Source organism: Porcipelethomonas ammoniilytica (genome assembly GCF_025567485.1).
Taxonomy (GTDB): domain Bacteria; phylum Bacillota; class Clostridia; order Oscillospirales; family Ruminococcaceae; genus Porcipelethomonas; species Porcipelethomonas ammoniilytica.
On the sequence record NZ_JAOQKH010000007.1, the window covers coordinates 40,898 to 60,219 of the forward strand.

Below are 19,322 nucleotides of genomic sequence, written 5' to 3' on the forward strand. Positions count from 1 at the left end.
CTTACTTTATATCATTTTCATCAAACGGGTCAGCACATTCCGGACAGAATTTAGGCGGATTAGCAGGGTCTTCCGGTTCCCAGCCGCACTTGTCGCATTTATATAACGGAGCTTCCGCCGGTTTCGGTTTGCCGCATTCAGTACAGAACTTACCTTTATTTACTGCACCGCATGCGCATGTCCAGCCGTCTGCCGGCTTCGGCTTGCCGCACTCAATACAGAATTTACCGGTATTTAAAGTACCGCATGTACAAGTCCAGCTGCCAGTGGGCTGAGGCTTTGTTTTGCCGCATTCAGTACAGAATTTTCCTGTGTTTACCGTACCGCATACACATGTCCAGCCATTAGCCGACGCAGACTGCTGTGCATTCTGCTGCTGTCCCATAGCAAACAGATTCTGAGCATTAAGTCCTCCACTCTGAGCTGCCATATTCATACCCATAAAACCGGTCATAGCTCCGGCTGAATTACCTGCTGCCTTTTTCATAGCGTCCGCCTGTGCTCCGACCATAGCTGCTCCCGCCATATTAGGATTGCGGTAAACGGCAGTTCTCTGAATATCCTTGATCATATCCTCGTCTTCCTTGGAGGCACTTACAGAATTGATTGCTACTGAAACAATTGAAAGTCCTCTGAGCTCCTTCCATTTGGATGAAAGAGCTTCATTCATAGCTTCAGCAAATTCCATGGTATGACCGGGAAGCGCACTGTAACGGATTCCCATTGAAGAAATTTTTGCAAAAGCAGGCTGCAATGCGCTTAAAAATTCAGATTTAAGCTGTCTGTCGATATCTTCGCGAGTATATGCTCTGTCAACATTTCCGCATACATTTGTATAAAAAAGCAAGGGATCCGCAATTTTATATGAATAAACGCCGTTGCATCTTATTGAAATATCAATATCAAGTCCGATATTCTGATCGACTACACGAAACGGAACAGGATTCGGCGTGCCAAATTTATTGTCAACCAGTTCTTTTGTATTAAAATAATAAACTCTCTGATCGTTTCCTGTATCACCGCCGTAAGCAAATCTTTTTCCTATGGTTTTAAATGTTTCCTTAATGCCCGTTCCCAGACCGCCTGAAAAAATACTCGGCTCGCTTGACATATCGTATGTATATTCGCCCGGTTCAGCGCAGATCTCAACAATTCTGCCCTGATCTACTATGATCATACATTGACCGTCAGAAACAACGATACCGCTTCCGTTGGTTATAATATTTTCGCTTCCTTTAGTATTTGAAGAACGCTTGCTTGTTCTTTTACTGCCTTTTACAACAAGTACGTCATTGGGCAGAGAATCACAGTAAATATATTCCTTCCACTGATCTGCAAGAGTTCCTCCTATTGCTCCGAATGCAGCTTTAATCAGTCCCATAAAAATTACTCCCTTCAATTCAAAATTTTATATTAATACATAATATAATTGTATGCCAATTAACGGCATACAAATTTTACTATTAATAATTTTATGTATTTAACCAAGAACGTTTCCCTTTAAATTCCAGCTTATCCGGATAATTTATAAAAGCCTGACGAATAAACGCACATAGTCTTTTATATTCCTTAACAGACATAGACGCTTCAGAACCAAGCCAATATTTATACTTTTCAGTACAAGTTACTATAATATAGCGCTGAACAGGATAAATCGAGCTGCTTTTACGGTCGGCAGAAGTCATTGTAAGCTTTTTAATGTCCGACACAATAAAATGATCTTCCCCGACCATAAAATGCTCTCCTTTAAATTCTACATATTCAGGACAGCGTTTTACATTTTTTACAGTCCTTATCAACTCATAGGGAATTTCCAAAACACATATTAATGATACAATAACCATAAAAATAAGCTCAAAGGTTTTATAAGAATCATTATCGGTAAAAATAAGCAAAATCGTCAGACAAACAGCCAAACTGACCCACACTACAATGATAATTCCGACTTTTTTCCATTCGCTGCGTATAATATCTTCCGATGATACATTAAAACGCCTTTCATTATCCCATGAGTCACGGATAACCTCTGCTTTTCTCTCATCACTGATAGCTTCAGTTTCACGCTTATGTATTTCATCAATAAGATCATATAAGCTACCGGAAGTAAAGCTGTAAAGCCTTATTTTGATAATTTTTCCTGATGTATCCTTCAGTATAAGAGACCTTTTATGTTTTGTAAACACAAGCATTGAAATACTATGCTTCTTATATTCGGTTTTTTCATAAAAATAGTATTTTTCAAGTTCTAATGTATATTTTTTTAAAAGTCTCCTCACACATACTTTTTCATCTGAAACAGTAACAATAGTAAACCTTAAAATTTGTACAATAACAGCTATCAAAAATCCTGTAAAAAAGCATATAGGTATTTTCAATCTGTAAATAAAAAAAGGAATAAAATTCGTAAAATCCGATAATATATCAATAAATAACCAAAAAATCAGACCAACTAATATGGCGGTAACAAGTACCCCTAAAATTATTTTTCCTATACTTGCATAAAATTTCCTTGTATTATTCTCAACAATTGTATCCATAAATTTTATTTAAGCGCTTTTTTAACCTGAGCAATAATATTATCTTTACAAAGTCCGAATTCCTTCAGCAAATCAGCCGCCGGGCCTGAATGACCGTACTCGTCGTTCACTCCGATTTTAATTACCGGTACAGGATAGCATTCAGTTACAGCTTCTGCAACAGCCGAACCAAGTCCGCCTATTACGCTGTGTTCTTCAACTGTCATAAGAATACCGCTGTCCTCAGCCGCACGGCATATAAGTTCCTTATCAAGCGGTTTAATAGTATGAATATTAATTACTCCCGCATTAATTCCTTCTTTTTTAAGTTCATCAGAAGCAGCAACTGCTTCGCTTACCATAAGACCTGTAGCAATAATAGTAATATCATCGCCTTCTCTTAAAGTAATACCTTTTCCCATTTCAAATTTATATGTTTCCTTATCATTAAAAACCGGAGCTGCAAGTCTGCCGAACCGCAGATATACAGGCCCATTATGACGTATTGCCGCTTCTACTGCCGCTTTAGCTTCAACATCGTCCGCCGGATTTATAACAGTCATACCCGGTATTGTTCTCATAAGCGCAATATCTTCATTGCACTGGTGAGTAGCGCCGTCTTCGCCTACAGAAATACCCGCATGAGTAGCGCCGATTTTAACGTTAAGTCCCGGATAACCGATTGAATTTCTTACAATTTCATATGCTCTGCCTGCCGCAAACATTGCAAAGGTACTTGCAAAAGGAATTTTACCGCATGCGGCAAGTCCTGCCGCTACCCCCATCATATTAGCCTCTGCAATACCGCAGTCAAAAAATCTTTCAGGATAAGCCTTCTTAAAAATACTTGTCTTTGTAGCGGCAGCAAGGTCTGCGTCAAGAACCACTAACTCCGGATACTTTTCAGCAAGCTCCGTTAATGCTTCGCCGTAGCTTTCTCTGGTCGCCTTTTTTATTATATCTGACATATTTATTAATCCTCCAGTTCCTTTAACTGAGCGTCAAGCTCTTTCATTGCCTGTTCATACTGTTCCTTATTAGGCGCACTTCCATGCCATGAAACCTGATTTTCCATAAATGAAACGCCTTTGCCCTTAATACTTTTCTGAATAATAGCAACAGGCTTGCCGCTTATCGTTTCAGCCTCAGCAAAAGCCTTTTCTATTGAATCAAAATCATGAGCGTCCATTGTAATCACATGCCAGCCGAATGCGGCAAATTTATCTGTAATCGGTTCAGGAGAACAAACTTCTGAAATAGGACCGTCAATCTGAAGACCGTTATTATCAACAACTGCTATAAGATTATCAAGATTTTTATGTGCCGCAAACATTGCAGCCTCCCATACCTGACCTTCTTCTATTTCACCGTCGCCCAGTACAGTATAAACCTTATAAGATTTACCGTCAAGCTTTCCAGACAATGCCATACCGCATGCGGCTGAAATTCCCTGTCCCAGAGAACCGCTTGACATGTCAATACCCTTTGTATGAATACATGGGTGTCCCTGAAGCATTGCTCCGATATGTCTAAGACTTTTTAATTCTTTATCCGAAAAATAGCCTTTAAGAGCTAAAACTGCATAAAGTGCCGGTGCACAGTGTCCCTTTGAAAGAACAAATCTGTCCCTGTCCGGATCCTCAGGATCAGAAGAATTTACATTCATCTTTTCAAAATAAAGATATGTAAGCAGATCTGCTATTGAAAGCGAACCGCCCGGGTGTCCGGACTTTGCATTATAAACCCCCTCTATTATTCCTTTTCTGACTTTGCAGGCATTGACCTGCAGGCATTTCTTAGTTGTGCCGTCCATTTTTTACCTCCTGAATAATAATATCAATAAGTGTAATTATAATCCTATTTATTTTTTATATCGCCTGAATAAATCATATCTATAAGTTCTGCGATTGCATTTTCATCACTTGAATTTTTAAGCGTTATATCGGCTATGTCTTTAACGTCCTGCTGAGCATTAGCCGTTGCCGTACCGAAATCGGCAAATTGAAGCATTTCAATATCGTTATTATAATCTCCGGCAGCAATAACTGTATAATTTTCCATATTCAACAGTTTTATGTACTCTTTCAGAGCAGTGCCTTTTGAACTTCCTTTTGGAAGCATTTCAATAAAAATATCATGAGAGCGTACAAAATCCACAGGGAAATTTCTGGTTTTTACATATTCTCCAAGCTTTGTAATCTGAGAAGGCTCTGCAGCAAAAAGAATCTTAAACCAACCGCCCGAAGGTACGCTGTCAAGAGTTGCATAAGCCGGTTCAACCTGACAAATTCTTGTGTGCTCTTTTTCATATTCATTATTACACACAACATAAATATTGTCAAGTCTTAAAACCTCTCCCCCAGGATTTTCCATAAATTTAAAGAGTTCTGCGGCAATTTCCTTGGAGCAATCCGGCAGTTCGTCTGTAAACATAACATCATCAGTATGAGTATCATAGATCAACGAGCCGTTATATAAAATAACAGGCAGCTCAATTTCAAGTTCTTTAATATATTTCTCAGCTGATTGCAAAGTTCTTCCCGTTGCAATTGTAAATTTTCCACCGTCTGTTCTGAATTGTTTTATCGCCGACTTGTCTCTGTCTGATAATATTTTATTTTCCGGAAGCAGTGTTCCGTCCATATCTGTTATTAAAAAAATATTTGATAAATCGGGCATAATTACCTGACCTTTCTTAAAATCTCTTTAAAGTAATCCGGCAGTTCACTGTCAAATTCCATATACTTTTCTGTCTCCGGATGAATAAATCCAATCTTTTTAGCATGAAGGCACTGTCCGTCTATTCCCTTAAACTCTTTGCCGTAGACATCGTCCCCCAACACCGAATGTCCTTTATACGCTAAATGCACCCTTATCTGATGAGTTCTTCCCGTTTCCAGAATACATTTAAGATGAGCATATTTTTCAAACTGCTCCAATACCTTATAATGCGTGACTGCATTTTTGGAATTTTTATCAGTAACGCACATTTTTTTACGGTCATTGGGATTTCTTCCGATCGGTGCGTCCACCGTACCCTCTGTCTCTTTAAATCTGCCGCAGGCTATACACTCGTATTCACGGGTAAAGCTATGAACTTTGATCTGTTCTGCAAGAAACTTATGAGCATTATCCGTTTTCGCTACAATCAGTAAGCCGCTGGTGTTTTTATCAATTCTATGGACGATCCCGGGACGGATCACACCGTTAATTCCCGAAAGACTGTCTCCGCAGTGATAAAGCAAAGCATTTACAAGAGTTCCGCTGTAATTGCCCGGCGCCGGATGCACTACCATTCCCTTTGGTTTATTGACTACCAACAAACTGCTATCCTCATAAATAATATCAAGAGGAATATTCTCAGGTTCAGTATTCAGTTCAACCGGTTCGGGAATATTTATTTCAACAACATCTCCTGCCTTTTGTTTATAATTCTTAGCAACTGTTTTACCGTTGACCAGTACTCCTCCGCTTTCAACAAGACTCTGAACTGCGGTTCTGGTCAGATCTTCAATCTGAGAAGTCAACCACTTGTCAAGTCTCAGACCGCTTGCTTCTTCCGGTACTGTCAGAATAATGTTATTCATCTGTCTGCACCGATTCATTTTTGTTTTTTTGGCTCGTGCTTTTATCAAAAAACAGTATCTGAATCAACAGTAGTACAACTCCGACTACCACACAACAGTCTGCAAAATTGAATATTGCGAAGTCAAAAAGCTGTACGTCAAGATAATCCACAACAAGTCCGCCACGGAACAGACGATCAATTATATTACCAAATCCGCCGCTTATAATAAGCGTCATGGAAATGACTGTCAGCAACTCTTTTTTATGTTTAATCAAATAGTAAATACAAAATATCATTAATAAAGAAGTAATTCCAAGCAGAACCCATCTCATACCGCTGAAGCTTCCGAAAACCGCACCGTCGTTTTCAAGATACGTAAGATTCAGTATTTTTGTATTTCCGATTTTTATAAATTCTTTTGACGGTTGTCCTTTAAGATTTTCAACTGCCCAATACTTTATAAGCTGATCTGCGCCCGTTAGTAAAGCAGCAGCAGAAAACGCTATTAATAATATAAAAATATTCATCTTCCTCTCTAATAAAAATATAACTTGCCGCTCAGAGGAACGGCAAGTCATTATTTCTTTATTCAACTACTCCGGCACATCTATCACAAAGTGTCGGGTGTTCATTGCATCTGCCGACAGTTTCCGAATATACCCAGCATCTTTCGCATTTTTCACCTGTTGCCTTGACAACTTCAAATTGCGGCGACTCATTATCAGCCTTAACTACAGAAACTCCGGAAACAATAAGAATTTCAGCAAGCTGGTCAGCTATAGCATTGTACTTTTCATACATATCACCACAGCAGTGAATAATAACATTAGCTTCAAGGGACTTACCGATAACCTTTTCATTACGCTTTTCTTCAAGAACCTTATTTACTGTTTCTCTTGTATTATAAATAAATTCCCACTTACCGATAAATTCATCACTGAACTCAATTCCGGACTTTTCAGGCATTTCATTTAAGAATATGCTCTCAGCATTGTCTTTATTACAATGAGGCAGATAGCTCCAGATTTCTTCAGCTGTAAATGACATAATTGGTGCTATCAGTCTTGCAACGCCACTGAGAATACGATACATAGCCGTCTGTGCAGCACGTCTCTTTACAGATTTTTCACCCTCACAGTACAGTCTGTCCTTAATAATATCAAGATAGAAGTTTGACATATCAGTTACACAGAAATTATGAATACTATGGAAAGCAATATGAAAATCAAATTCATTGTAACCGTTCTGAACCCTGTCAATAAGGCTGTCAAGACGCATCAATGCCCACTTATCAATTTCAAGAAGTTCATCGTCTGAAACGGCATCTTTATCAGGATCAAATCCTTCACCGTTTGAAATATTGCCAAGAATAAATCTTGCTGTATTTCTGATTTTCTTATATGCATCTGACAATTGTTTTAAAATCTCAGGAGATATTCTGATATCCGAATGATAATCTGATGAAGCCACCCAGAGTCTAAGTATATCCGCACCATACTGATCTACAATTTCTGCCGGATCAATACCGTTGCCCAATGATTTGTGCATTGTTTTACCCTGACCGTCAACAACCCAGCCATGAGTGCAGACTGCTTTATAAGGAGCAGTTCCCTTATAAACTACTGATGTAAGCAATGATGACTGGAACCAACCTCTGTACTGGTCAGCACCCTCAAGATAAAGATCAGCAGGCCATGTCAATGAATCGTATTCGTCCATAACGGCAGTATGAGACACACCGCTGTCAAACCATACATCCATGATATCATATTCTTTTGTGAATTCTCCGCAGCCGCATTCGCATTTTACAGTGTCAGGAATAAATTCGCTTAATTCTCTTGTCCACCATGCATCTGCACCTTCTTTACGGAACAAATCAGAAATTGCCTTGATTGTTTCATCGGTAACGATCGGTTTGCCGCAATCCTTGCAATATATGATAGGAATCGGTACGCCCCAAGTTCTCTGTCTGGAAATACACCAGTCGCTTCTGTCACGAACCATTCCCTTGATTCTGTCTTCACCCCATTCTGGGATCCACTTTACGCTTTCAATAGCTTTTACAGCTTCGTCCTTAAACCCGTTTACCGAGCAGAACCACTGTTCAGTAGCACGATAGATAATAGGACTGTTACATCTCCAGCAGTGAGGATACTGGTGAGTGATATGCTGGCTTGCCAGAAGTGCGCCTGTTTCTTCAAGCTTTGCAGCTATTGCCTTATTGGCTTCATTAGTATCAAGACCTGCAAACTCTCCGGCTTCTTCTGTCTGTTTACCCTTTGCATCCACACATACAAGAATTCCGATATCATCATAATTCTTGCACACTTCAAAGTCCTCAACACCGTAGCCTGGAGCGGTATGAACACAGCCGGTACCGCTTTCCAGTGTTACATGATCTCCCACGATAACAGGAGAAAGTCTGTCATAAAGCGGATGCTTTGTTTTTATATGTTCAAGTTCAGCGCCTGTAAAGGAACCAACTGTTGTATAATCTTCTATTCCGGCAGTTTCCATTGTAACCCTTACAAGCTCAGCCGCCATCACATAATATTCGTCACCGTTTTTAACAAGGGTATATTCATACTCAGGCCCAAGACAAATTGCTAGGTTACCCGGAATTGTCCATGTAGTAGTAGTCCAGATCACAAAATAAATTTTGCTTAAATCCAGTCCCATACCAGTAAACAGTCCCTTGTCATCGGTTACGTTGAATTTAACATAAATTGATGTACACGGATCGTTTGCATATTCGATTTCAGCTTCGGCAAGGGCAGTATTACAGTCAGGACACCAATAAACAGGCTTTAGACCCTTGTACATATATCCGTCCTTTGCCATTTTACCAAAAACTTCAACCTGTCTTGCCTCATATTCCGGCTTAAGAGTAAGATACGGATCATCGTAATCTCCAAGACTTCCCAAACGTTTAAACTGTTCCATCTGGCTGTTTACATGCTTAAGAGCAAAGTTTTTACAATGCTTTCTCAGTTCAACCGGAGGGATCGCACCGTTTTCAACTCCGATATCCTTCATCGCCTTTAGCTCAATAGGAAGACCGTGCGTATCCCAACCGGGAACATAAGGCGCACAGTACCCGCTCATATTCTTCTGCTTTATAATAAAATCCTTTAAAGTTTTGTTAAGAGCTGTTCCCAGATGAATCTGACCGTTTGCATAAGGAGGACCGTCATGAAGAATATACTTCGGTTTCCCCTTATTATTTTCTATCATTTTATAATACAGTCTATCATCTTCCCATTTTTTTAGGGTTTCAGGTTCTCTTTTCGGCAGATTTCCCCTCATGGGAAAATCTGTTTTCGGCAGATTTAATGTCTTGTTATAATCCATCGCTTATACTTCTTCCTTTTCAGTTGTTGTAGTATTACCCGTATGGGAATTATTCTGACCAAACTGGAGGTCTGTAAACCTTGATTCATATACTCCCTTTATAGTTCTTGCAGAAAAGCTTGACGTTGCAAACGGATCCGGCTGCGGCAATTCTTCTTCAGTCGTTTCGGTCTGTTCGGAATACTGAGACGTATCCTCTTCATCAAGTTCAATCTCAGGCATAGCGGAAATCATTTCAAGATGAGTTTTATACATATCAAACAAGCTTTTCTTAAATTCAGAAACCTGCTTTTGCGCTTCTATAAGATTTTCCTTTTCTTTTGCAATTTCAGCACGGTTCTTTTCCATAGCCGCTTCATGCTGAACTGTTGCTTCGTCAAGTAAAATCTTTGCCTTTTCTTCAGCCTGTGCAATTATTTCATCTGCTTTTTCCTGAGCCTCTGCAACAACCTTATGTCCCTGCTTCTGCGCTCCCAGCAAAGCGTCCTTTAATGCGTCCTCGTCCTGACGGTATTCTCTTACCTTATCGGCAAGTATCTGAATCTTACTGTGAAGGTCTTCCCTTTCAGCATCCAGTTCTTCAAATTCAGAAATCAATTCAGCAAGAAAATCATCGATTTCCTCCTGCTTATATCCAAAAGCAGCTTTTTCAAATTTTCTTTCTCTTATATCACTTGCACTTATCAACGCCACTCACCTCTTAACAATATTTACACAAAGTTATGTGTATTCTGCCTTTCTTTGTGATGCCTGAAATTTCTTCAAGCCTGTATTTTCCAAAACCCTTAACAGAAATAATATCTCCCTGCGACAAATTAAATGAACTGTCGTATTTAAGAAAATAATTTACTTCCGCACCAATTCCTTTTATTATTCCTGCAGTCCGGCTTCGGCTCATATTCAAAGCGAGACTAAGAACACCGTCAAGCCTTAAAGACGCAACAGTTCCTTTAATTTCTTTGAATTCCTGAACCTTTTTCAATACCGTACCGCATTCATCTGAGACTTTTACGCCAACAGAGCCCATTTTCCTGATATCGCTTTTAATAACATTCCCAACAGAATCAGAAACTGCGATCTGTGCCGTTCCGTCGCCAATTACAATGTCGCCTACAGTTTCACGCTTTATCTGCAAAGCCATTATTGCTCCGAGAAAGTCTCTGTGTGTAAGTTTATTTTCCTTTCGATAAGAAAATGTCAGACAAGTCATAGGAAAATCACTGTTTTCAGGCTGATAATATTCTTTAAACACACAAAGCATTTTTCTTTCTGCATTTTCAAATAATCCGTAAAAGCAGTAATTATCATACATCAGTCTTTTCAGTTCTGCCTCAGCCAATACACATTCGCGGGCATTCAGAAAAGAAGAATAAACCGATCCTCTTTTTTCTGCAAGTCTTATCATATCGTTAATTCTGGAAACAAGCCGCTTACTTTCATCCGCTGCTGAAATGTTATCACTCATCTATCAGATAATCACTCCATTGTTCTCCAACTCCCCCACAAGATCTTCTCCTATAAATCCGACATTGTAAGGAGTTATAATATATGTCATATTAGCAACAGGTTTCAGGCTTCCGCCGTTTGCATAAGCAACGCCTACAAGAAAATCAATTATTCTTCTTTTGTTTTCAGCGGACGCTGTTTCAAGATTAAGCACAACAGTTTTTTTAGCAATCAGATGATCTGCGATCTGTTTTGCATCAGTAAAGACCTCCGGTTTAACAAGTACTACCTGAAGCTGTGCTGTTGCCTGAATGTTTACAACCTTGTTGCTTCTTTTTTCTTCATCACTGTCAAAGCGTTCTGCTCTGTAGCTTCTGCTTCCCTCATAATCGCTGTCTCTTTCAGAAGAATGTCCGCTGCCGCTGTACTGTCTGCTGCGTGACATTTCCTCATACTGTTCATCGCCTTCCTCCGGCGGTACAAAAAAATCCTTAATGTTCTTAAAAATATCCATATTCTCCGTTCTCCTATCTCCGCACTGCTTTAAACAGTTTTATTAAAATCACATCTATGCACTGTAAAAGCGCATAAAAAACGGCATATTACTTATAGATTCTGGGTCCAAAAAGTCCCCTGCCGATTCTTATTAAATTTGAACCATACTGAATTGCTTTAATATAATCATTTGACATTCCCATTGAAAGAATGTCCATATTTATATTATCTATGTTTTCACTTGAAATGTCAATATATAATTGCTGCATATCGCATAAAAATTTTTCAGCATTTTCAGCCGGCGGAATAGCCATAAGTCCGCAAACCTTTATATTCTTCATTTCAGCGGCTTCATACAGTAGTTCCCTGAGAAAAGATCTGCCAACACCGCCTTTAGAAGCCTCATCACCTATATTTACCTCAATAAGTATATCCTGAATTTTTCCCAGTCTTTGCGCTTGCCTGTCCACTTCAGCTGCAAGCTTTGCGCTGTCAACCGACTGTATAACTGAAACACTGTCAATTATATATTTTACCTTATTTGTCTGTAAATGTCCAATAAAATGAACATCTGTATTCTTACTGTAAAATTCTTTTTTTGCCATATATTCCTGAACACGGTTTTCACCCAAAAGTCCTATACCCAGTCCTATTGCATGATTAACGGCTTGAGGATCAACAGTCTTCGTAACCGCCATAATATCAATATGTTCATTGGAATTTCTGTACTTAGCAAAAGCTTCCTGAACATTATAAGCTATTTTCTTATAATTTTCATCAATATAGCTGAAATCAGTTTCCATCAGCGTCAACACCTTCCACTACTATATCATCATAAAGCGAAACATAATCGCTTCCTGCATTCATAGAGGACAAAACATAATTGTTTCCTTCGTATACCACGTCAAGCTTTTTGAAATTTATTTGTTCTCCAAGCTTTACATAAACGCCTTTACAGTTTACTGTTTTTGTAGTTTTCTCGCCGGTTTCTTCATCTACGACAGTTTCCTCAATATCCTTGAACCTAATAGCTTTTCTTGATACCTTAATGCCCTCGTATTCGCCTTTAATCATTTCAACCTGTTCTGTCCTGTGCTGAACAAGATCATAAGTAAGCTCATCGCACTTAACTATCACGATACTTTGACCGGGAATTTTAGTATCCCTTATATCAAAAATCGTACCCTCAACCGTATCGGACGTAGACTGAAATTTCAGCTTAACATCTTCTTCAAGAGAAAACTGAGCTTCTCTGTTGTCAATGATTCCTGCGGCGTACCACTCATAGCCGTCAATCAATTTTCCGACTATATTTCCTTCGTCAACCGGACCGCTGTCCTTTACGCTGCCTATAAGCTCAGGAGTAATACTGCTGAGCTTGTCCATAGTCAGTTCTTCTTCGTAACCGTCTGCATAGCTTACAAAATAAGCCGATCTATCAGACACGATACTATCAAGAGGAACGGTTTCAGTTGATTTTAATTGAGCAATCTGATTATTCAGATCAGTCATACGTTTTGTAAAATCAGAAGCTGAGTCTGTTACAAGCTGATAAGTACTAAGCAATACAGCAAGTTCATCTCTTTTAGAGGAAATATCCTCAATATTACCGGATTCTCTGTCGCTTATTATGCTTCTGTACTTTTCATCAATAAGAGTTGCCAGGTTAGACGGCTGAGCAGATTCAATAGTACCCGGATTCTGGATTTTCTTAAGAATACTAAGCTGATTGTTAATATCGTCAATTTTCTGCTTGACATCAATCTGGCTTTCATCAGCATAGATTTCGGCAATTACAGACCCTTTGCCAAGCTTTCCTCCGTCCGGGACTTCGTAGCTTACAACACCGTTTCCGCTGTAACGCACTACTTCTTCATTTCTTATATAAATTGCCTTAAAAGAAACAGAATCATCAGCCTCTGCATAAGTAGCGGTTTCGGTTTTGTATTCTTCATCATTCAAATGAATAATAACGCTCAGCAGAGAAGTTGTTATACAGATTAAAAGCAATACGCTTAAAATTCTGGAAGTAGCCGAATTCATTTATTTCTCCCTTACTGTTCCGCCTTTTCAGACCCATCAAGAATAGGTATAGGCTTAACAGGACAAATTGTGGAAATAGCATGCTTATAAACAAGATTCTGCTTTCCCTCGCAATCCAGAATAACGACATAATTGTCAAATCCTCTTACTATACCTTTGAACTGAAAACCATTTGTAAGATAAATAGTCACCGGTATTTTATCTTTTCTGGCCTGATTAAGAAATACATCCTGCAAATTAAGAATTTTGTTCATGGTAACACCCCTTATAAATATTGTGTTTTTTCAAAACATTTGTTTATCTGTTTTTTCGGTTATTACCCGAAAACGTATGTAAAAATACTTATTTTATATTATATCACAAACTCAACGCTTTGGCTATATTTTTTTTACAATTATCAAAAAATTTCTCTTTATTGTCAAATTCATCTAACATTAACCACTGAATTTTTGCATTTTTCCTAAACCAAGTCAGCTGACGCTTTGCATAACGTCTGGTTTCCTGCTTAATTTTATCAATACAGGTCTGTAGATCCGCTCTGTTTTCAAAATACGGAATCAATTCCTTATAACCTATAGCATTAGCAGCAGTTCTCATTTCACCTGATTCAAAAACTTTTCTGGACTCTTCAACAAGTCCATTTTCCACCATTATATCTACACGCCGATTGATTTTATCATAAAGCTTTTGTCTGTCATGATAATTCAATCCGATTATTACCGATTCATAAGGAGACTCAACAAGGCGGCTTTCAGCTTTATATTCACTAAGCTTTCGTCCTGTAATTTCATAAACCTCCAAAGCACGTATCACACGTACCAGATTATTAGGATGAAGCTCAGCGGCAGTTTCAGGATCACATTTTTCAAGCCGTTCAAAAAGCTTATCATTACCAAACTCGGCTGCTTCCTGTTCCAGCTTTTGTCTGATATCCAAATCGGATTTTATATCCGGAAATTGAATATTGTCAATCAGAGAGGAAATATAAAGTCCCGTTCCGCCGACTATTACAGGCAAACGACCACGTTTATGAATCTCATTTATTTTTTCATTAGCCAGTTCCACATAATCTGCTACGCTGAACGCTCTGTCACGCTCCAGAAAGTCAATAAGATGATGAGGAATACCGCCCATTTCCTCCTGTGTCGGCTTCGCAGTCGCAATATCCATACCCTTATATATCTGCATAGAATCTGCAGAAATCACTTCTCCGTCAAACGACTTGGCAATTTCAACGCCCAATTCAGTTTTTCCCGAAGCGGTAGGACCTGCAATAACAGCAATTTTTATTTTTTCCATTCTACTGTATCCTTTTAAACTGTTTTTCTATATCCCGCTTTGAAAGCACAAACATTACAGGTCTGCCATGAGGACAGTGCCTGATATTTTCATTGTAATAAACATCTTCTGCAAGCTGCTGAAGTTCAGGTATACTGTTTTTATCATTTGCCTTTATAGCAGCCTTGCAGGCAAGATCATGAAGTGTGTCGTCCAGACAATGAGTCTGAGGATTGACTTTGTTAAGATAAAGATTTTCTGCTATTTCAGGAATTATTTCATCCATATTGAGCATATCAAGAATCAACGGAACAGCAGTTACCTTCACAAAAGGCGAACCGGAAGTATCTATTTTAAATCCCATGTTTTCAAGAACATCACTGTTTTCTTCAAGTGCTCCGCATTCATTTTCTGAAAGTAAAATTTCCATACTGTCGATAAGAATCTGACTGTCGGCAGAAGTACAGTTACTTCTCAGCTTTTCAAAAATCACTCTTTCATGAGCAGCATGCTTATCAATCATAACCATATTATTACCTGATTCTGCCAAAATATAATTTTTAAAAAGCTCCCCAATAACTTTTATTTCAAGTTCTTCTGTTTTTTCCTCTACATGCGGTTCAGGATCAGGTACAGGTTTTTTAAACGAGTTACTGTTAATATAACTGAACTCACCAAAATCTTTTTCATTTTCACATGACTGATTCGTTTCTTCTTGAGTATTTTTCTGAACATCAGAAAAACCTGTTCTTCCATCATTTCCATAAATCATCTTTCTGGACGAAAGATTTATTGATTCTGAATGAAAAGCAGTTGTATTATCGCTTTTCACTTTTTCACTAGAATAAGCAGCGGAATATTCAGAATTTGATACAGATCTCACAGACACAGTATTTTCTGTTTTTTCAGGAATTTTAGGCTGTTCAAATTTTTCAGGCTCAAAAGGCTTGGCTTTATAGTCAACAATACTGTTCTTTTCTTCCTTCATCTGAAATTCATAAATAAGTCCAGACGCCATAAGTGCATTTTTAACTGCAAAATACACGCAGTTGAAAACGATCTTTTCATCAGAAAACCTTACTTCCGCCTTTGCAGGGTGAACGTTTACATCTACAGTTGCGGGAGGAACATCAAGCATCAGCACACACGCAGGATATTTTCCGACCATTATAAGATTTTTGTATGCCTCTTCAAGAGACACGCAGCATGTCACAGATTTTACAAATCTTCCGTTTATAAAAAAGTTCTGAAATACTCTATTGGACTTTGAATACAGAGGTTTAATAACATACCCCTTTACCGCTATACCGTTTTCACTGTAATCAACAGGAATAAGGTCATGGGCAAAATCTCTTCCGTACACTCCGTAAATCGCCGAATAAAGTTCCCCGTCTCCGGCAGAGGTAAACTCGACCTTATTGTCTTTAATTAGCTTAAAAGAAATTTCGGGGTGAGAAAGTACGATCTTCTGCATAATTGAAATTATTGCATTTGCCTCAGCAGAGTCTCTTTTCATAAACTTCTGACGTACCGGTACATTGTAAAAAATATCACGTATGATAATTGTTGTTCCGTCCGGACAGCCTGTAGGTTCATTCAGTTTTTCAATGCTTCCCTCAATTATGTAATTAGTTCCCAGTTCGCTTTCATGCTGCTTTGTAAGCACTTCTACCCTTGCAACTGCTGAAATTGACGCCAACGCTTCTCCTCTGAAACCAAGAGTCAAAATACTGTCCAGATCATCTTTAGACGTAATTTTGCTTGTGGCATGGCGGAGAAATGCAGTAGCGACCTGATCAGGTGCAATTCCGCAGCCGTCATCGGTTATACGCATATAAGTCGTACCGCCGTTTTTGATTTCAACAGTAATATGCTCCGCTCCTGCGTCTATTGAATTTTCAAGAAGTTCCTTTATTACAGACGCCGGACGTTCAATAACCTCTCCGGCAGCAATAAGTTCGGAAATATCCTTACTCAGTACATTGATTTCCGCCATTTAATCCTCCTTTTTGCTTTAATCAGCAAGCTTTGCCAGTTCCTCAAGCATTTCTCTGCACTCACTGTCAGTAAGCTCGGCAACGTTTGTTTTTCTCAGACGGTCTGCGAGAATATCTCTATTGAGTATTTCAAAGCTTATCTGACCATCGTCACTGTCTGCTTTTCGTACGGTTTTATTTTCAAGTTCCATTTCAGCCAAAAGCTCTCTGGCACGTTTGACAACTTTATTTGGAAGTCCTGCAAGCTTTGCGACCTCAATACCGTAGCTTTCGTCTACACCGCCCTTGACAATCTTTCGTAAAAAGCGTATTCCATCGCCGCTTTTCTTAACGGCTATGCTGTAATTCTTAACGCCTTCCATGAGATTTTCAAGTTCGATAAGCTCATGATAATGAGTGGCAAAAAGCGTCTTGCAGCCAAGATTTTTTGAACTGCATATATGTTCCGCAACTGCTCTTGCAATACTGATACCGTCAAAGGTTGACGTACCACGTCCAACCTCGTCAAGAATCACAAGACTGTTTTTTGTAGCAAATTTTAATATATCCGAAACCTCGCTCATTTCAACCATAAAGGTACTTTGTCCTGCGGTAAGATCATCGGATGCTCCTACTCTAGTGAAAATTCTGTCAACCACAGAAATTTTTGCGTATGACGCAGGAACAAAACAACCCATCTGAGCCATAAGAGTAATAAGTGCAGTCTGTCTCATGTATGTTGATTTACCGGACATGTTTGGTCCTGTTATGACCGACATTCTGCTGCCCTTTGTATCAAGATAAACGTCATTAGGCACAAATATTTCATCAGACAGCATTAGTTCTACAACCGGATGACGTCCGTCATGTATATCAATAACTCCGTCAATCGCAATTTCCGGGCGAGTATAATTATTTTTCATTGAAACGTCAGCAAATGATGATAGTACGTCAACTGCGGCAACGGCGGAAGCAGTACGCTGAACGCTCTGAAGTTTTGACGCCAGAAAATCACGTACTTCTGAGAAAATATCTGCTTCAAGTCTCAGCGCCTTGTCCTTTGCGCCAAGAATATTATTCTCGGCATTTTTAAGATCTTCCGTGATAAATCGTTCACAGTTTGTCAGAGTTTGCTTGCGTATGTAACGGTCAGGAACAAGATCGTAGTATGAGCGTGTAACCTCAATATAATATCCGAATACACGGTTAAAACCAATTTTCAGTCCCTTTATGCCTGTTTCTTCACGCTCACGTTCCTCGATTTCAGTAATAATATTCTTACCGCTGTTCATTATATGCCTGAGGTCGTCAAGCTCCTCATTAAAACCGTCCTTTATAACACCGCCGTCCTTTACTGAAACCGGCGGCTCGTCAATTATAGCGTTTTCAACAAGACCGGATATATCCTCAAGAGTTGAGATACTGCTTTCCAAAGAATTTATCAGCTTTGAACCAGACAGTTTTTTCAGCTGTTCCTTCAAATGAGGCAGTTGAAGAGAAGTTACAGACAGCGACTTCAAATCTCTTGGGGTTGCAGTTTTGTACATTACCCTTGTCATAAGACGTTCAAGATCATAAACACGCTCTAAAATATCGCCGGTTTCCATAAGTACAACAGGATTTTTAGTAAACTGCTCCACAGCTTCAAGTCTGTCAATAATTCTTGCCGGACTTGTAAGCGGCTGTTCAATATAAGTTTTAAGAAGTCTCTTGCCCATTGATGTTCTTGTGGAATCAAGTACCCACAGAAGAGAACCTTTCTTTTCCTTGTTTCTTAAGGTTTCAGTAAGCTCAAGATTTCGTCTTGCAGTAAGATCCAAAGCCATAACCGACGAAGCGTCCTGACGTTCAATTGAAGTGAAACGTCCTGTAAGGGTTTTTTGAGTATCACCGATATATTCAAACAGTCCGCACACTGCACAAACATCCGCACCGCTTTCGGCAAGTCCCAGCATATCCATTGAAGAAACGGAAAATTGTTTATACACAGTTTCTTTCTTCAAATCCGGATCAAAACACTCCGATTCTCTGAGTGTTACCGAACAGCCCAATTTCTCCTTTATAAAATCAAGGACTGTTTTAAGAGAAAGAAATTCAGGATTAAATATAACTTCTGCCGGACTGTATCTGGACAACAAATCTACAAGCTCGGGTTCAAGATTTTTCCCGCCGTCAACAAGTGCAAGACGAACCTCTCCCGTTGATATATCAGCAAAGCACATTCCGCAGCTCTGATTATCATAATAAGCGCAGCATATATAATTATTATTATCGTCGTTTAGCATACTGCTTTCTATAAGCGTACCGGGTGTAACAACTCTTATAACATCTCTCTGTACTATACCTTTTCCTTCAGACGGATCTGTAAGCTGTTCGCATATAGCAACTTTATATCCTGCTTCTATAAGCTTTTTTACATATATTTCACTGCTGTGGTGAGGAACTCCGCACATAGGTGCTCTTTCCTCAAGTCCGCATTCCTTTCCCGTCAGGGTAAGTTCAAGAGTTTTAGATACCAAAAGCGCATCATCAAAAAACATTTCATAAAAGTCGCCCACACGGAAAAACAGTATAGTATCGGGATAATCGTCTTTAGTATCCAGATACTGCTTCATCATAGGGGAAATTTTGGATCTGTCTATTTCCATC

At 39.1% G+C, this 19,322-nt stretch carries 17 protein-coding genes; all 17 read right to left on the bottom strand.

Annotation, left to right across the window (positions count from 1 at the left end; translation table 11 throughout):
* Position 1 precedes the first annotated feature (1 nt).
* The 17 genes from OCV67_RS07345 to mutS all read right to left on the bottom strand — a co-directional run bounded on the left by OCV67_RS07345 (position 2) and on the right by mutS (position 19,321).
* A complete protein-coding gene (locus OCV67_RS07345; RefSeq protein ID WP_147643336.1) occupies positions 2-1,381 on the bottom strand; it encodes an SPFH domain-containing protein in 1,380 nt (459 codons plus the stop codon).
* Positions 1,382-1,472: 91 nt separating this feature from the next.
* A complete protein-coding gene (locus OCV67_RS07350) occupies positions 1,473-2,537 on the bottom strand; it encodes a hypothetical protein (RefSeq protein ID WP_147643337.1) in 1,065 nt (354 codons plus the stop codon).
* A gap of 5 nt (positions 2,538-2,542) precedes the next feature.
* Complete coding sequence (locus tag OCV67_RS07355; protein ID WP_178085045.1) at positions 2,543-3,484, bottom strand: transketolase family protein; 942 nt, start codon at positions 3,482-3,484, stop codon at positions 2,543-2,545.
* 5 nt (positions 3,485-3,489) lie between these two features.
* Positions 3,490-4,329 carry a transketolase gene (locus OCV67_RS07360; RefSeq protein WP_147643338.1) on the bottom strand — a complete coding sequence of 280 codons (840 nt, stop codon included), beginning with the start codon at positions 4,327-4,329 and terminating at the stop codon, positions 3,490-3,492.
* A gap of 44 nt (positions 4,330-4,373) precedes the next feature.
* Complete coding sequence (locus tag OCV67_RS07365; protein ID WP_147643339.1) at positions 4,374-5,195, bottom strand: Cof-type HAD-IIB family hydrolase; 822 nt, start codon at positions 5,193-5,195, stop codon at positions 4,374-4,376.
* Between the two features lie 2 nt (positions 5,196-5,197).
* The gene (locus OCV67_RS07370; RefSeq protein WP_147643340.1) at positions 5,198-6,103 is read right to left on the bottom strand and encodes an RluA family pseudouridine synthase; all 906 of its coding nucleotides are present in this window, start codon (positions 6,101-6,103) and stop codon (positions 5,198-5,200) included.
* Positions 6,096-6,611: a signal peptidase II gene (gene lspA / locus OCV67_RS07375; protein WP_178085046.1), complete on the bottom strand. Its 516-nt coding sequence runs from the start codon at positions 6,609-6,611 to the stop codon at positions 6,096-6,098. Before lspA ends, OCV67_RS07370 begins: the two co-directional genes overlap by 8 nt.
* Before the next feature lie 58 nt (positions 6,612-6,669).
* Entirely contained in the window at positions 6,670-9,435 is a 2,766-nt protein-coding gene (gene ileS, locus OCV67_RS07380) for an isoleucine--tRNA ligase (protein ID WP_147643342.1), read from the bottom strand.
* A gap of 3 nt (positions 9,436-9,438) precedes the next feature.
* Positions 9,439-10,128, bottom strand: a complete 690-nt coding sequence (locus OCV67_RS07385; RefSeq protein ID WP_262644413.1) for a DivIVA domain-containing protein — start codon at positions 10,126-10,128, stop codon at positions 9,439-9,441.
* Between the two features lie 7 nt (positions 10,129-10,135).
* On the bottom strand, positions 10,136-10,900 hold the full coding sequence (locus OCV67_RS07390; RefSeq protein ID WP_147643343.1) for a YlmH family RNA-binding protein: 765 nt from the start codon (positions 10,898-10,900) through the stop codon (positions 10,136-10,138).
* 3 nt (positions 10,901-10,903) lie between these two features.
* On the bottom strand, positions 10,904-11,395 hold the full coding sequence (locus OCV67_RS07395) for a cell division protein SepF (protein WP_147643344.1): 492 nt from the start codon (positions 11,393-11,395) through the stop codon (positions 10,904-10,906).
* An 88-nt stretch (positions 11,396-11,483) separates the two neighbouring features.
* Complete coding sequence (locus OCV67_RS07400) at positions 11,484-12,179, bottom strand: YggS family pyridoxal phosphate-dependent enzyme (protein WP_147643345.1); 696 nt, start codon at positions 12,177-12,179, stop codon at positions 11,484-11,486.
* Positions 12,169-13,419: an HlyD family efflux transporter periplasmic adaptor subunit gene (locus OCV67_RS07405; protein ID WP_147643346.1), complete on the bottom strand. Its 1,251-nt coding sequence runs from the start codon at positions 13,417-13,419 to the stop codon at positions 12,169-12,171. Before OCV67_RS07405 ends, OCV67_RS07400 begins: the two co-directional genes overlap by 11 nt.
* A gap of 11 nt (positions 13,420-13,430) precedes the next feature.
* A complete protein-coding gene (hfq, locus tag OCV67_RS07410; RefSeq protein ID WP_147643347.1) occupies positions 13,431-13,673 on the bottom strand; it encodes an RNA chaperone Hfq in 243 nt (80 codons plus the stop codon).
* 103 nt (positions 13,674-13,776) lie between these two features.
* On the bottom strand, positions 13,777-14,718 hold the full coding sequence (gene miaA / locus OCV67_RS07415; RefSeq protein ID WP_147643348.1) for a tRNA (adenosine(37)-N6)-dimethylallyltransferase MiaA: 942 nt from the start codon (positions 14,716-14,718) through the stop codon (positions 13,777-13,779).
* A 1-nt stretch (position 14,719) separates the two neighbouring features.
* Positions 14,720-16,693, bottom strand: coding sequence for a DNA mismatch repair endonuclease MutL (gene mutL / locus OCV67_RS07420; RefSeq protein WP_147643349.1), 1,974 nt, complete (start codon positions 16,691-16,693; stop codon positions 14,720-14,722).
* 18 nt (positions 16,694-16,711) lie between these two features.
* Entirely contained in the window at positions 16,712-19,321 is a 2,610-nt protein-coding gene (mutS, locus tag OCV67_RS07425; RefSeq protein ID WP_147643350.1) for a DNA mismatch repair protein MutS, read from the bottom strand.
* Position 19,322 lies beyond the last annotated feature (1 nt).